The sequence below is a fragment of the Streptomyces sp. NPDC049915 genome, from assembly GCF_040656475.1.
Lineage (GTDB): Bacteria > Actinomycetota > Actinomycetes > Streptomycetales > Streptomycetaceae > Streptomyces.
Map to the genome: position 1 here is coordinate 1 of NZ_JBFAMH010000001.1, position 15,208 is coordinate 15,208.

At 70.7% G+C, this 15,208-nt stretch carries 11 protein-coding genes; 7 read left to right on the top strand and 4 right to left on the bottom strand.

Going from position 1 to position 15,208, the window contains the following annotated elements; translation table 11 throughout:
- A partial coding sequence (locus AB0J12_RS00005; protein WP_363261788.1) for a 6-phospho-beta-glucosidase occupies positions 1-1,144 on the bottom strand: 1,144 nt, incomplete at its 3' end.
- 248 nt (positions 1,145-1,392) lie between these two features.
- On the opposite strand from AB0J12_RS00005, the gene AB0J12_RS00010 reads away from it, so the two are divergent.
- Complete coding sequence (locus AB0J12_RS00010) at positions 1,393-1,818, top strand: MarR family transcriptional regulator (RefSeq protein WP_363261789.1); 426 nt, start codon at positions 1,393-1,395, stop codon at positions 1,816-1,818.
- A gap of 53 nt (positions 1,819-1,871) precedes the next feature.
- On the opposite strand, the gene AB0J12_RS00015 is transcribed toward AB0J12_RS00010, so the two are convergent.
- Positions 1,872-3,380 carry a DUF4246 domain-containing protein gene (locus AB0J12_RS00015; RefSeq protein WP_363261790.1) on the bottom strand — a complete coding sequence of 503 codons (1,509 nt, stop codon included), beginning with the start codon at positions 3,378-3,380 and terminating at the stop codon, positions 1,872-1,874.
- A 314-nt stretch (positions 3,381-3,694) separates the two neighbouring features.
- Between AB0J12_RS00015 and AB0J12_RS00020 the strand changes: the two genes are divergently transcribed.
- Positions 3,695-5,101: a glycoside hydrolase family 16 protein gene (locus AB0J12_RS00020; RefSeq protein ID WP_363261791.1), complete on the top strand. Its 1,407-nt coding sequence runs from the start codon at positions 3,695-3,697 to the stop codon at positions 5,099-5,101.
- A 53-nt stretch (positions 5,102-5,154) separates the two neighbouring features.
- On the opposite strand, the gene AB0J12_RS00025 is transcribed toward AB0J12_RS00020, so the two are convergent.
- Together AB0J12_RS00025 and AB0J12_RS00030 are read right to left on the bottom strand one after the other, a co-directional pair.
- On the bottom strand, positions 5,155-6,555 hold the full coding sequence (locus AB0J12_RS00025) for an MFS transporter (protein ID WP_363261792.1): 1,401 nt from the start codon (positions 6,553-6,555) through the stop codon (positions 5,155-5,157).
- Positions 6,556-6,784: 229 nt separating this feature from the next.
- Positions 6,785-7,690: an AraC family transcriptional regulator gene (locus AB0J12_RS00030; protein ID WP_363261793.1), complete on the bottom strand. Its 906-nt coding sequence runs from the start codon at positions 7,688-7,690 to the stop codon at positions 6,785-6,787.
- Positions 7,691-7,836: 146 nt separating this feature from the next.
- Here AB0J12_RS00030 and tkt point away from each other — a divergent pair, with 146 nt between their 5' ends.
- Genes tkt through pgi form a run of 5 tightly spaced genes read left to right on the top strand, consistent with a single transcriptional unit; the run spans position 7,837 to position 15,208 of the window.
- Positions 7,837-9,912: a transketolase gene (tkt, locus tag AB0J12_RS00035; protein ID WP_363261794.1), complete on the top strand. Its 2,076-nt coding sequence runs from the start codon at positions 7,837-7,839 to the stop codon at positions 9,910-9,912.
- Between the two features lie 19 nt (positions 9,913-9,931).
- Entirely contained in the window at positions 9,932-11,074 is a 1,143-nt protein-coding gene (gene tal, locus AB0J12_RS00040) for a transaldolase (RefSeq protein ID WP_363261795.1), read from the top strand.
- Entirely contained in the window at positions 11,075-12,637 is a 1,563-nt protein-coding gene (gene zwf / locus AB0J12_RS00045) for a glucose-6-phosphate dehydrogenase (RefSeq protein ID WP_363261796.1), read from the top strand.
- A complete protein-coding gene (opcA, locus tag AB0J12_RS00050) occupies positions 12,634-13,569 on the top strand; it encodes a glucose-6-phosphate dehydrogenase assembly protein OpcA (protein ID WP_363261797.1) in 936 nt (311 codons plus the stop codon). Before zwf ends, opcA begins: the two co-directional genes overlap by 4 nt.
- The gene (pgi, locus tag AB0J12_RS00055; RefSeq protein ID WP_363261798.1) at positions 13,562-15,208 is read left to right on the top strand and encodes a glucose-6-phosphate isomerase; all 1,647 of its coding nucleotides are present in this window, start codon (positions 13,562-13,564) and stop codon (positions 15,206-15,208) included. Before opcA ends, pgi begins: the two co-directional genes overlap by 8 nt.

Here is a 15,208-nt window from a genome sequence, read left to right on the forward strand (position 1 = left end):
GCAGCGGGTCGACCGCCACCGGGTGCGCGCCGTTCGCGTCGACCAGACAGGGCACCTCGATCACCGCCTCGGCATCCAGCGCCGCCAGGGTGGAGCGGTTGCGGACGTTGAGGATCAGCGTGGTGCGCTCGTCGCGGGCGATGGCCCGCATCAGTGCCAGCGCCACCTTCTCGTAACCGCCGGACAGGTCGTCGGCGTCGCGCTCGCCCGCGCCGGCCGCCTCCCGGTTCTCCGCCATGTAGGTCGCCTCGCGCTCGGCGCGGGTGCGGTTCCAGGCGGCCAGGGCGGGGGTCGCCGGGTCGCGCACCTCGTCGTAGAAGCGGGCCTGCTGGTCGCGCAGGAAGGCGCCGCGGGTGCGCTCGGCCTGCTGGTAGGCGGAGACGGTCTCGCGGTTGAAGTAGTAGTAGTGCAGGTATTCGTTGGGGATCGCGCCCAGCGAGCGCAGCCACTCGGCGCCGAACAGCTTGCCCTCCTCGAAGGAGGTGAGCAGCTCGTCGTCGGCGAGCAGCCGCGGCAGTTCGTCGCGCCCGGCCACGCGCAGGCCGCGTACCCAGCCGAGGTGGTTGAGGCCGACGTAGTCGATCCACGCCTGCCCCGGGTCCGCACCGAGCACCCGGGCGATACGGCGGCCGAGGCCGACCGGTGAGTCGCAGATGCCGATCACCCGGTCCCCGAGGTGCCGGGACATGGCCTCGGTGACCAGCCCCGCCGGGTTGGTGAAGTTGATGACCCACGCGTCCGGCGCGAGCGCGGCCACACGGCGGGCGATGTCCACGGCGACCGGCACCGTGCGCAGCCCGTAGGCGATGCCGCCCGCGCCGACCGTCTCCTGGCCGAGGACCCCCTCGGCCAGCGCGACCCGCTCGTCGTCGGCGCGGCCCGCGAGTCCGCCGACGCGGATCGCGGAGAAGACGAAGTCGGCGCCGCGCAGCGCCTCGTCGAGGTCGGTGGCCGTCGTCACGCGCGGGGCGTCCGGGACGGCCGCCGCCTGCTCGGCCAGCACCCGGGCGACGGCGGCGAGCCGGCCGGCGTCCACATCGTGCAGGACCACCTCGGTGACGCGGCCCTCGGCGCGGTCCGTCAGCAGGGCCCCGTACACCAGCGGCACCCGGAATCCGCCGCCGCCCAGAATCGTCAGCCTCATACCGCTCCCACCTCGTCCGCCACGCGGGAACCCTACCCGGCACCCCGGCCGGTCCCGCCGCGCTCACCGCGGTGGCGCGGTGCGGGTCGGCACGATGGCAGCCGGACCCAATAATTGCAGCATGCAATAGTTGTTGCACGCCCTCGGATCCGGCATCCTGGGACACCCGACGACCGCGTACCAGGGAGAGCGCCATCAGCCCGCGGCAGACGAAGCAGACCACCCCGATCGACGCGGACGAGCCCTGGATGCGCGCGCTTCACGCGGACGCCGGTTATCTGCTCCACCGGCTCGGCCTGCGCTCCGGACAGCTGTTCAACGCGTTCCTGCAGGAGTCCGGGCTGCGGCTGCGCCACTACGCGGTGCTGCGCTTCCTCGCCACCTCCGAGGGCGCCCTTCAGCGTGAGCTGGCCGCCCGGCTCGGGTACGACCCGAGCGCGATCGTCGGCCTCGTCGACGACCTGGAGAAGCAGGGCCTGGCCGAGCGCCGCCCGGCGCCCGACGACCGCCGCAGCCGGATCGTCGTCCTGACCGACGCCGGCCGCGCCTTCCTGCGCGGCACCGACGAGGCGGGCCGGCGCGTGACGGCGGAACTGCTCGCCCCGCTCGACGACGCCGACCGCGAGACCCTGCACACGCTGCTCCTGCGCGTCGCGGAGGCCGGCCTCGACTGAGCGGGGAGGCGACGGCGAGCGCCGCTCGCCGACGAGGCGAGGGCAGACGAGGTTCAGTGCTCGCAGAGGGAGAATTCTCGTTCGTAAAGCTGCTCGTTGTGTTCGTCGACGAAGAACTTGCGTTCCTGCATGAGTTGTTCGCGGTAGTTCTTGGCCTGTTCGAGCGTCATGGTCGAGGTGTCGGACCATGGTTGCTGCGGTGGCACATCGGACGTCGAGACGATCTTTTCCGACGGGTCGACCAGGAAGAAGGCGAGAATTTTCCGATGTCCCGGGCGGGTGGGGTCCGCCAGGCGGAACGAGCCGACGCGGTGTTGCAGGATGTTCGGGAACGCCAGGCAGCGGCCGGCCGGGGTGGAGGCCGATCCCAGCATCTGGTTCAGTGCGTCCTCGTTCTCCAGGCCGTAGACCTCACGCATACCGTTGTCGTCGCTCTGTTCGTAGTCCGGATCGTCGAGTGCCGCCCGGAAACTCAGCCGGCTTTCGGTGATGTTCTCGCTGTCCCAGTAGTAGATGCCGGTCGAGACGATCCGCTCGTTCAGCATCCCCTCGACGTGCCAGGAGCCGCCGGGGTACTCGGGCTTGTCCGGGGTGAGATGAATGGTGGCGAGCTTGACGATGATCTGGAGACGGCGGCCGCGCAGGTCGACCAGGGCGGATTCGTCGGGCACCTCGGGCGGGGTGAAGTCCGGGGCGTCCGGGATGACCGGGCGGCGGTTCTCCCACCAGTCGTCCGAGGCCTCTTCCCATGCGCGGACGGCTTCTTGGTAGGCCTCGTCATCGCTGAAGGAGGAATGGTCCGGCTGCTCCGGCTCCGAGTCGTACCACCCGTAAGGATCGGCCTCGATCCGCAGGGGCCGCGGATGGCGCAGATCGGTGAGCACCTTCTCCAGCAGCGGGCGCAGGCACGCGAACAAGTCCGGCAGGACGGAGGCGAGTTCGCGGTGAGTCTCGGGGTGGACGTTGTTCACGTACGAACGGAAGGTGACATCGCCGTCGTCACTGACGTCGACGTCCGTGGGCAGCCACTGGAATTTCTCCGAGAACTCGTACTTCGAGTACCGGTCCGTCGGGTTCTGCCACGCCCGCTCGGGCGCACCGCTCACCTCTCTCACCAGGCAGAAAAGTGAGGGATGAACCAGATCCAGCACCTGGCCGTCGGACCCGGGGTGCCAGTCCTGTTCTGCTTCGGGGACCTCTTCCAGCACCCGGACCGCCTCGCGCAGCCGGGATCCGAGCTTGTCGTCGACCAGCGTGTCCGACTGCCACACCCCGTCGACGGCGGACACCTCGATGCCGGTGCGTTCGTCCCGCAGCGCGGCATAATGCACGAGTTCGGCAAGCACGTAACGAACCTGCGCTTCGGTGAGACCCTGAGCGAGAGCTTCTTTCGTCCACCGCGCAACGATTTCCGCATCGTTCATCTTGTCGAACCACCCGGGCTTCTCCCGAATGTGCGCGCTGCACTGCATCATCTGAAGTTCCCGCAGCGTTCGGGGTGTTGCGAACGATATGGAACGGGAAGCATGAAAGGGCAGCGGGAAAGCGGACAGGCCGGTCAATTCTCTTGATCCTCCCAGTCGGTGTGCGGTGGCGGGAAGGATACTTCAGCGGACTGACACCGCAGCCGTGGTCCCTGTCCTCGCCGACCCGGAGGCCCCGGGGGGTTGCGGGCGTTGCGGCGCAGGCCGCCCTCGGGCGGCAGCGCATCCCGGGACGTTCACCCCCTTCGCGGTATTCGCGACCCGAACTCGCCCGCCACACACGGACTTTGTTGCCTTCAACCTCTTGACGGTCGCAGCGGCGGAGAGCACATTGGCGGCACTTGAGAGCGCTCTCAAACAGCATCCGCTTGCGACTCCGAGAGGCACCCCCCATGACCGAATCCCCCGGCACGCCCAGACGTCGCCCGCTGCGGCGGGCCCTCGTCGCCGCCTTCGGCACCCTCGGCCTGGCCGCCGCCGCGGCGGGCATCGCCGTCCCGTCCGCCGACGCCGCCGCGCCGACGCCCCCCTCCGGCTGGACGCGCGTGTTCCTCGACGACTTCGACGGCCCCGCGGGCTCCGGCGTCAACACCGCCAACTGGCAGTACGACACCGGCATCTCCTACCCCGGCGGCCCCGCCAACTGGGGCACCGGCGAGGTCGAGACGATGACCAGCAGCACGAGCAACGTCTCGCTCGACGGCAGCGGCAATCTGCGCATCACCCCGCTTCGCGACGCCTCCGGCCGCTGGACGTCCGGCCGTATCGAGACCGCACGCACCGACTTCCAGCCGCCGGCCGGCGGCAAGCTGCGCGTCGAGGGCCGGATCCAGATGCCCAACGTCACCGGCACCGCCGCCGAGGGCTACTGGCCGGCGTTCTGGGCCCTGGGCGCGCCGTACCGGGGCAACTACCAGAACTGGCCCGGCGTCGGCGAGCTGGACATCATGGAGAACGTGCAGGGCCTGAACAAGGTGTGGGCCACGATGCACTGCGGCACCAGCCCGGGCGGCCCCTGCAACGAGACCACCGGCATCGGCAACTCCACCGCGTGCCCGAACACCACCTGCCAGTCGGGTTTCCACACCTACGCGATGGAATGGGACCGCTCGGTGAGCCCGGAGGCGATCCGCTTCTCGGTCGACGGCGTCGTCTACCACACGGTGACGGCGAACCAGATGGACGCGGCCACCTGGGCCAACGCCACGAACCACGGCTTCTTCGTCATCCTCAACGTGGCCATGGGCGGCGGCTTCCCGGACGCCTTCGGCGGCGGACTGGACGGCGACACCCAGCCCGGCCATCCGATGGTCGTGGACTACGTCCAGGTGCTGTCGTCCGGTGGGGGCGGTACCACTCCTCCGCCCACTCCCCCGCCGTCCGGCAACCGCGACGCCTACAGCCCCGTGCAGGCGGAGTCCTACGACAGCCAGTCCGGCACGATCACCGAGGCCACCTCCGACAGCGGCGGCGGGCAGAACATCGGTGCCGTGGCGAACGGTGACTGGGCCCTGTACAAGGGCGTCAACTTCGGTTCCACGGCGGCCCGTCAGTTCTACGCCCGGGTGGCGAGCGGTGCCGCGTCCGGTGTGAGCGGGCTCGTCGAGGTGCGCCTCGACAGCCGCAGCAACGCTCCGATCGGCAGCTTCGCCCTGGCCAACACCGGCGGCTGGCAGTCCTGGCGGACGGTCCCGGCGAACATCGGCGGCGTCACCGGCGTCCACGACGTCTACCTGACCTTCACCAGCGGGCAGCCCGCGGACTTCGTCAACATGAACTGGTTCGACTTCGGGCACTGAGTCCGCCCGCGTCCAGGAGCGCCCGGGGTCGGCCCAGCATCATCCCCGGGTGCTCAGGGTCCACTGCCCGGCCGGGCCGTGCGGGCCACCAGGAGCAGGAACAGCCCGCAGGCGGTGACCATGAGCCAGCCCGGACGGGAGGCGTGCGCGAGATCGGCGGCACCGGCGCCGGCCACCAGGCCGCCGGCCAGGGCGATGCCGAGGGCGGAGCCGAGCTGGCGTGCGGTGGAGGTGATGGCTCCCCCCACGCCGGCGCGGCTGCGCGGCAGCGCGCTGACCGCGGTGTTGGTGAGAGGGGCGTTGGCGAATCCGAATCCGGTGCCGATGAGCAGATAGGCCGTCAGCAACAGGAGGACGCTGGTTTCCCGGTCGAGCGCGACGAGGCTGAGACCGCCGGCCGCGATGAACGCGCCGCCCAGGGCGAGCGGCCGCCGGGGGCCGACGCGGCCGACCAGGTACCCGGACCAGGGGGCGCACAGCGTCGCGCCGACGGCCATGGGCAAGGTGGCCGCTCCGGCCTGCAAGGCAGTCCAGCCCCGGGTGTGCTGGAGGTAGAGGGTGTTGAGCAGCAGGGTCGCGTTGAGGGCGACGAACACGGCCACGGCTCCGAGGACCGCTCCGGTGAACACCGGGCGCCGGAAGAGCCGTGGGTCGATCAGCGGCTCGCCGCGCCGCAGCTCGGCCCACGCGAACGCCGCGGTCGCCAGGGCCGCGCACGCGTAGCCCGCGAGGACCCAGGGCGAGGTCCAGCCGATGTGCGGCCCTTCGATGAGGAGGCCGATCGTGACGGCGATGACCGCGGTGAGCAGGAACTGGCCGGGCAGATCGAGCCGGCGCGCCCGCCCTGCCGCCCGGGACTCGGGCACCAGCAGCGCGCTGAGCACAAGAGCGGCGACAACGACCGGCGCATTGATCCAGAACACCGACCGCCAGCCGAGCGCGGCGACGAGCGCGCCGCCGGTGACCGGTCCGGCGGCCATGCTGAGGCCGAACACCGACGCCCACACGCCGATGGCCTGCGCCCGTTCCCGGGGATCGGGCATCACGTTCACGACGATCGCCAGGGCGACGGGGCTGAGCATCGAGGCGCCGACGCCCTGCACGGCACGGGCCGCGACGAGCACGCCCGCCGACGGGGCGAGAGCACAGGCCAGGGAGGCGACTCCGAAGACGGCCAGGCCGCACTGGAACACCCGGCGGCGGCCCAGCCGGTCCGCCAGCGCGCCGGCGGAGATCAGCAGACCGGCCAGGACGACGGTGTAGGCGTCCACGGTCCATTCCAGGCCGCGGGTGCCGATGTCCAGGCCGTCGCCGACGGCGGGGAGCGCCACGTTGACGATGGTGGTGTCCAGGCCGACCAGAAACATGCTGAGACAGCAGACGGCCAGGACGGTCCGGCGTCTTCGCCTGCTCAGCGGGGGCGGCGCGGAGAGCGCCGGCGCGGTGATGGTCATGGCTTCACCTCTCGGATGCGGGGGCGGGTGCCCGGCCATGCTGCGGCCGGGTGGCGGCCCCTCCCAGAGTTTTTGCGGTGGCGGCAAAACGAGCCCTGCGCACCTGGGTGTTGAGCCTGGACGGCAGGCCGGCGGCGACCGCCGCCGGCCGCCTTCCCACGCCGACACCACCGACACGACGCGTGACACATGTGCACGTGCGGCACGTGATCGGCCCGCCGGCCGCTCCCTACCGCAGCTCCGCCCGGAACGCCGCCGGCGTCCGGTCGGTGTGCTGGTGGAAGAATTTGGAGAAGTTCGCCGCGTCGGGGAAGCCGACCGCCGCGCCGACCCTGCCGATGGGCAGATCGGTGTGGGCCAGCAGCCGCTTGGCCTCCAGGACGACCCGTTTGTCGATGAAGCCCTTGGGCGTCTCCCCGGTGGCGGCGCGCACCGCGCGGACCAGGGTGCGGCGGGAGTAACCGAGGGCGTCGGCATAGGCGCTGACGCTGTGGTTGGTGGCGAAGCCCTCCTCCACCGCGTCCCGGAAGCGGGTGAAGGTGGTGTCGCTCTGGTGCCGCGCCGCCTCCGCGGAACTGGCGGCGAGATGCGCGAGGCGCAGCAGGAACGCGGTCAGGGTGTGCCGCAGCACCGCCGTGTGCAGGCTCAGCGGGAGGGTGTCCGTGTCCTCGTACTCGCGCCGGAGCTGCTCCAGGGCCGTGCGCAACCCGGTGAGCTGGGCCGGGGCGGGGTGGAGCAGGGGCGGCAGGTCGTAGCGGTACAGGCCGGTGGCCTCGACGGTCGTGCGGGGCAGGAAGCCGGGCTGCATGGTCAGGACGGTTCCGCGGTACTCGCTCTGTTTCGAGAAGCGGTGGACCTGACCCGGGCGGATCCACAGGACGTCACCGGCGTTCGCCTCGTACTCGGCGAAGTCGACCATGTGGCGGACGGGGCCGTGCGTGAAGAGCATGACGACGTGGAAGTCGATGCGGTGGACGCGGTCGAGAGGAGCCTCGGAGTGCCAGGTGCGACCGCTGCCCATCGGGCCGACCTGCATGCCCACACCGCCGACGCTCAGACCCACCGGGAAGGGGAACGTTCTGATCCCGTCCGCATCCTCGCCGGCGTCGCCGTCTTGCCTGGTTGTGTCCGCCATGTCCGTCTCGTGCCGTCCCGGTCGCGCGCTCGGTGTCCCACTTTCACCACAGGCTGACACACGCAGACCTTCCGGCGAAAAAGTCAGACTTTTAAGTTTGAACACGTCAGAGCATAAGCAGCGCTTCTTGCGAGGACTTCTTGAAGATGAGCACGCAGACACCCGACACCCTCGAGTGGACCGACCTCGACCGGCGTGCCGTCGACACCGCACGGCTGCTGGCCGCGGATGCCGTGCAGAAGGTCGGCAACGGCCACCCCGGCACCGCCATGGCCCTGGCCCCGGCGGCGTACACGATCTTTCAGAAGGTGATGCGGCACGACCCCGCCGACCCGGAGTGGACCGGCCGTGACCGTTTCGTCCTCTCCCCCGGCCACACGTCGCTGACCCTCTACACCCAGCTGTACCTCGCCGGGTACGAGCTGGAGCTGGACGACCTGAAGGCGTTCCGCACGCACGGCTCGAAGACGCCCGGCCACCCCGAGTACGGGCACACGGCCGGTGTGGAGACCACCACCGGCCCGCTCGGCCAGGGCGTCGCGAACGCCGTCGGCATGGCGATGGCCGCCCGCTACGAGCGCGGCCTGTTCGATCCCGAGGCCCCGGCCGGCGAGTCACCCTTCGACCACACGATCTGGGCGATCGTCTCCGACGGCGACCTCCAGGAGGGCGTCTCCGCCGAGGCCTCCTCCCTCGCCGGCCACCAGAAGCTCGGCAACCTGGTCTTCCTCTACGACGACAACCACATCTCCATCGAGGGCGACACCGCGACCGCGTTCTCCGAGGACGTGCTGAAGCGGTACGAGGCCTACGGCTGGCACACCCAGCGCATCGAGCCCGCCGGGGACGGCGACATCGACGTACACGCCCTGTACGCCGCCCTGAAGGCCGCGCAGGCCGAGACCGAACGGCCGTCGATCATCGCGATGCGCACGGTCATCGCCTGGCCCGCCCCGAACGCCCGGAACACCGAGGCCGCCCACGGCTCCGCGCTCGGCGAGGCGGAGGTCGCCGCCACCAAGCGCCTGCTGGGCTTCGACCCCGAGCAGGTCTTCCAGGTCGACGCCGACGTCCTCACCCACACCCGCGCCGCCCTGGACCGGGGCGCCGACGCGCACGCCGCCTGGGACAAGCAGATCGCCGTCTGGCGCGAGGAGCGGCCGGAGCGCGCCGAGCTGTTCGACCGGATCGTCGCCGGCCGGCTCCCCGAGGGCTGGGAGGAGGCCCTGCCGGCGTTCGAGGAGGGCAAGGCCGCCGCGACCCGCGCCGCCTCCGGCAAGGTCCTGCAGTCGCTCGGCGCGGTGATCCCCGAGCTGTGGGGCGGCTCCGCCGACCTGGCCGGCTCCAACAACACCACCATCGACAAGACGTCCTCGTTCCTGCCCGAGGGCAACCCGCTGCCCGAGGCGAACCCGTACGGCCGTACCGTCCACTTCGGGATCCGCGAGTTCTCCATGGCCGCGGAGATGAACGGCATCGCCCTGCACGGCAACACCCGCGTCTACGGCGGCACCTTCCTGGTGTTCTCCGACTACATGCGCAACGCCGTGCGGATGTCGGCGCTGATGCAGCTGCCGGTGACCTACGTGTGGACGCACGACTCGATCGGCCTCGGCGAGGACGGGCCGACCCACCAGCCGGTGGAGCACCTGGCCTCGCTGCGCGCCATTCCGGGTCTGAACGTCGTCCGCCCGGCCGATGCCAACGAGACCGCGGCTGCCTGGGCCGAGATCCTGAAGAGGCACGCCACCCGTCCGGCCCCGCACGGGCTCGCGCTCACCCGCCAGGGCGTGCCGACGTACGCGCCGAACCCGGACGCGGCGAAGGGCGGCTACGTGCTGCGCGAGTCGTCCACGAAGACCCCGGAGGTGATCGTCATCGCCACCGGCTCCGAGGTACAGCTCGCCGTCGCCGCGCGGGAGCGGCTGGAGGCCGAGGGGATCGGCACGCGCGTGGTGTCGATGCCGTCCGTGGAGTGGTTCGAGGAGCAGCCCCGCGCCTACCGCGAGTCCGTCCTGCCGCCGGCCGTGAAGGCCCGGGTCGCGGTCGAGGCCGGCATCGGTCTGACCTGGTACCGCTACGTCGGCGACGCCGGCCGCATCGTGTCCCTGGAGCACTTCGGCGCCTCCGCCGACGCCACGACCCTGTTCGCCGAGTACGGCTTCACCCCCGAGAACGTCGCCGCAGCAGCCCGGGAATCGCTGGCTGCCGTGCGCGGTTGATCCGATCGCCAGAAGGAAGATGATCACTGTGACCGAAGCAACCGCTCCCGCGGTAGCCCTCAAGCGCCTGTCCGACGAGGGCGTGTCGATCTGGCTGGACGACCTCTCGCGCACCCGCATCGACAGCGGCAACCTCGCCGAGCTCGTCGCCACGAAGCACGTCGTCGGCGTCACCACCAACCCGTCGATCTTCCAGGCCGCCATCGGCTCCGGCGAGGGCTACGAGGCCCAGCTCACCGAGCTGGCCGTGCGCGGAGTGACGGTCGACGAGGCCGTCCGCATGATGACCACCGCCGACGTACGGGCCGCCGCCGATGTGCTGCGCCCGGTGTACGAGGCGACCGGCGGCCGCGACGGCCGGGTCTCCATCGAGGTCGACCCCCGTCTCGCGCACCACACGGCGGCCACGATCGCCGAGGCCAAGCAGCTCGCGTGGCTGGTGGACCGCCCCAACGTCATGATCAAGATCCCGGCGACCAAGGCCGGTCTGCCCGCCATCACCGAGGTGATCGCCGAGGGCATCAGCGTCAACGTCACGCTGATCTTCTCCCTCGAGCGCTACCGCGCGGTGATGGACGCCTACCTCGCGGGCCTGGAGAAGGCCGCCGCAAAGGGCCTGGATCTGTCCGCGATCCACTCCGTGGCGTCCTTCTTCGTCTCCCGCGTGGACGCCGAGATCGACAAGCGCCTGACCGTCCTCGGCACCGACGAGGCGCTCGGGCTCAAGGGCCGCGCCGCCCTCGCCAACGCCCGCCTCGCCTATGCGGCCTACGAGGAGGTCTTCGCCGGTCAGCGCTGGCTCGCCCTGGCCGGAGCCAAGGCGAACAAGCAGCGCCCGCTGTGGGCGTCGACCGGGGTGAAGGACCCGGCGTACAAGGACACCCTGTACGTGGACGAGCTGGTCGCCCCGGGCACCGTCAACACGATGCCCGAGGGCACCCTGAACGCCGTCGCCGACCACGGCGAGATCACCGGCGACACGGTGTCCGGCGGCTACGCGCAGGCGCGCGCCGACCTCGCGGCGGTGGAGAAGCTCGGCATCTCCTACGACGCGGTGGTGCAGAAGCTGGAGGACGAGGGCGTCGCCAAGTTCGAGACGGCCTGGCAGGACCTGCTGACGGCCGTGGCGAAGGCCATGGACAGCAAGGGGGTGGCAGCGTAAATGACCGCGACACCGCTGATGGAACTGACGGCTCCGGCCGCAGGCTGGGCCAACCCGCTGCGCGATCCGCGCGACCGCCGGCTGCCGCGGATCGCGGGCCCTTCGGGGCTCGTCATCTTCGGCGTGACCGGTGACCTGTCCCGCAAGAAGCTGATGCCGGCCGTGTACGACCTGGCCAACCGCGGGCTGCTGCCGCCGGGCTTCTCCCTGGTCGGTTTCGCCCGCCGGGACTGGGAGGACCAGGACTTCGCGCAGGTCGTGCACGACGCCGTCAAGGAGCACGCCCGCACCCCCTTCCGTGAGGAGGTGTGGCAGCAGTTGTCGGAGGGCATGCGGTTCATCCCCGGCGACTTCGACGACGACAACGCCTTCGACCAGCTGCGCCAGACCGTCGAGGAGCTGGACGTCGCCCGCGGCACCAGCGGCAACTACGCCTTCTACCTGTCGGTGCCGCCGAAGTTCTTCCCGAAGGTCGTCCAGCAGCTGAAGAAGCACGGCCTGGCGGACGGCCCCGAGGGCTCCTGGCGGCGCGCGGTGATCGAGAAGCCGTTCGGCCACGATCTCGCCAGCGCCCGTGAGCTGAACGCGATCGTGCACGAGGTGTTCGAGCCGGACCAGGTGTTCCGCATCGACCACTACCTCGGCAAGGAGACCGTCCAGAACATCCTGGCGCTGCGCTTCGCCAACCAGATGTTCGAGCCGATCTGGAACCGGTCCTACGTCGACCACATCCAGATCACGATGGCCGAGGACATCGGCATCGGCGGCCGCGCCGGCTACTACGACGGTATCGGTTCGGCCCGTGACGTCATCCAGAACCATCTGCTCCAGCTGATGGCGCTCACCGCCATGGAGGAGCCGGCCGCGTTCGACGCCGAGTCGCTGCTCACCGAGAAGCTCAAGGTCCTCAAGGCGGTACGGCTGCCCGACAACCTCGGCAAGCACACCGTACGCGGCCAGTACGCGCCCGCCTGGCAGGGCGGTACGAAGGTGCGCGGCTATCTGGAGGAGGACGGCATCGACCCGAACTCCACCACCGACACCTACGCCGCGATCAAGCTCGGCGTCGACAACCGCCGCTGGGCCGGGGTGCCGTTCTACCTGCGCACCGGCAAGCGGCTGGGCCGCCGGGTCACGGAGATCGCGGTGGTCTTCCAGCGCGCCCCGCACTCCCCCTTCGACTCCACGGCGACGGAGGAGCTGGGCCAGAACGCGATCGTCATCCGGGTGCAGCCCGACGAGGGCATGACCGTCCGGTTCGGCTCCAAGGTGCCGGGCACCTCGATGGAGATCCGGGACGTCACGATGGACTTCGCGTACGGCGAGTCCTTCACGGAGTCCAGCCCGGAGGCGTACGAGCGCCTCATCCTGGATGTGCTGCTCGGCGACGCCAACCTGTTCCCGCGTCACCAGGAAGTGGAAGAGTCCTGGAAGATCCTCGACCCGATCGAGGGCTACTGGGCCGCGCACGGCAGGCCGGCGCAGTACCCGTCGGGCAGCTGGGGACCCAAGGAAGCGGACGAGATGCTCGCACGAGACGGACGGAGCTGGCGCAGGCCATGAGGATCGACCTGACCGACACCACGGCAAGCAAGGTCAACAAGGCGCTCGTCCAGGGGCGCCGTGCCATCGGCACCCCGGCGGTGGGCATGGTCCTGACGATGGTCATCGTCACGGACGAGGAGAACGCCTACGACGCGATCAAGGCGGCCGAGGAGGCCTCGCACGAGCACCCCTCGCGCACCCTGGTCGTCATCAAGCGGCACGCCCGCACCCCGCGCGACCGCCAGGCCTCCCGGCTGGACGCCGAGGTCCGGGTGGGCTCGGAGGCCGGCACCGGCGAGACGGTCGTGCTGCGCACCTACGGCGAGGTGTCCGACCACGCCGACTCCGTCGTCCTGCCGCTGCTGCTGCCGGACGCCCCGGTCGTCGTGTGGTGGCCGGTCGACGCGCCGGACAACCCCTCCAAGGACCCCCTCGGCGCGCTGGCCCAGCGCCGCATCACCGACCTGTACGCGGTCGAGAACCCGCTGGAGATGCTGCAGACCCGGGAGCGCACCTACGCCCCCGGCGACACCGACCTCGCCTGGACCCGGCTCACCCCGTGGCGCTCGATGCTGGCCGCCGCCCTGGACCAGGCCCGCGCGAAGGTGATCTCGGCGGCCGTCGAGGCCGAGGCCGACAACCCGGCCGCCGAGCTGCTGGCCCGCTGGCTGGAGGCCCGCCTCCGCGTCACCGTGGACCGGGTCGTCACCGCCGGACCGGTCGTCACCGCCGTACGCCTGGGCACGGCCGAGGGCGAGATCGTCATCGACCGGCCCGAGGGCCCGCTGGCCACGCTGACCCTGCCCGGCCAGCCCTCGCGCACCCTGGCGCTGAAGGTCCGCGCCACCTCCGAACTCATCGCCGAGGAACTGCGCCGCCTCGACGCCGACGAGATGTACGCCATCGCCCTGCGCGGCGAGGGCAGCAAGGAGACTCCCGCACATGTCTGAGACCCCGTTGCTGACCCGGCGGCCCGAGTGGACCGCCCTGGAGGACCACCGCGCCCAGTGGCAGGCGCACCTGCGGGAGCTGTTCGCGAGCGACCCCGGGCGCGCCGAGCGGTACGTGGTGCGCGTCGGCGACCTGCGCATCGACTACTCGAAGAACCTGATCACGGACGAGACCCTCGCCCTGCTGCGGGAACTGGCCACCGCCACCGACGTGTTCGGGCTGCGCGACGCGATGTTCCGCGGTGAGAAGATCAACGTCACCGAGAAGCGGGCGGTGCTGCACACCGCGCTGCGTGCCCCGCGCGACGCCGTGATCGCGGTCGACGGCGAGAACGTGGTGCCGAAGGTGCACGCCGTGCTCGACAAGATGAGCGCCTTCGCCGAGCGGGTCCGCTCCGGCGAGTGGACCGGCCACACCGGCAAGCGCATCCGCAACGTCGTCAACATCGGCATCGGCGGCTCGGACCTCGGCCCGGCGATGGCGTACGAGGCACTGCGCGCCTTCACGGCCCGTGACCTGACGTTCCGTTTCGTCTCCAACGTCGACGGCGCCGACCTGCACGAGGCCGTGCACGACCTGGACCCGGCGGAGACGCTGTTCATCGTCGCGTCCAAGACCTTCACGACGATCGAGACGATCACCAACGCCACCTCGGCCCGCGCCTGGCTGCTTCAGGGCCTGGGCGGCGAGGACAAGGCGGTGGCCAAGCACTTCGTCGCGCTGTCGACGAACGCGGAGAAGGTCACCGAGTTCGGCATCGACGTCGACAACATGTTCGAGTTCTGGGACTGGGTCGGCGGCCGCTACTCCTACGACTCCGCGATCGGCCTGTCGCTGATGATCGCCATCGGCCCGGACCGCTTCCGGGAGATGCTCGACGGCTTCCACACCGTCGACGAGCACTTCCGCACCGCGCCCGCCGAGGCCAACGCCCCGCTCCTGCTGGGCCTGCTGGGCATCTGGTACGGCAACTTCTTCGACGCCCAGTCGCACGCCGTTCTGCCGTACAGCCACTACCTGTCGAAGTTCACCGCGTACCTGCAGCAGCTGGACATGGAGTCCAACGGCAAGTCGGTGCAGCGCGACGGGCGCCCGGTGGAATGGCAGACCGGGCCGGTGGTGTGGGGCACGCCGGGCACCAACGGCCAGCACGCCTACTACCAGTTGATCCACCAGGGCACCAAGCTGATCCCGGCCGACTTCATCGGGTTCGCCCGTCCCGTCGCCGAGCTGAGCGACCGCCTCAAGGGCCAGCACGACCTGCTGATGGCCAACTTCTTCGCCCAGACCCAGGCCCTCGCCTTCGGCAAGACCGCCGACGAGGTGCGCGCCGAGGGCGTGCCCGAGGAGCAGGTCACCGCCCGCACCTTCCAGGGCAACCACCCCACCACCACCGTCCTGGCCCGCGAGCTGACCCCGTCCGTGCTCGGCCAGCTGGTCGCCCTCTACGAGCACAAGGTGTTCGTCCAGGGCGCGGTCTGGAACATCGACTCCTTCGACCAGTGGGGCGTGGAACTGGGCAAGGTCCTCGCCAAGCGGGTGGAACCCGCCCTCACCGAGGGTGCGGACGTGCCCGGCCTCGACCCGTCCACCGCAGCGCTCGTCGCGGCCTACCGCGACCTCAAGGAAGTGAAGTGA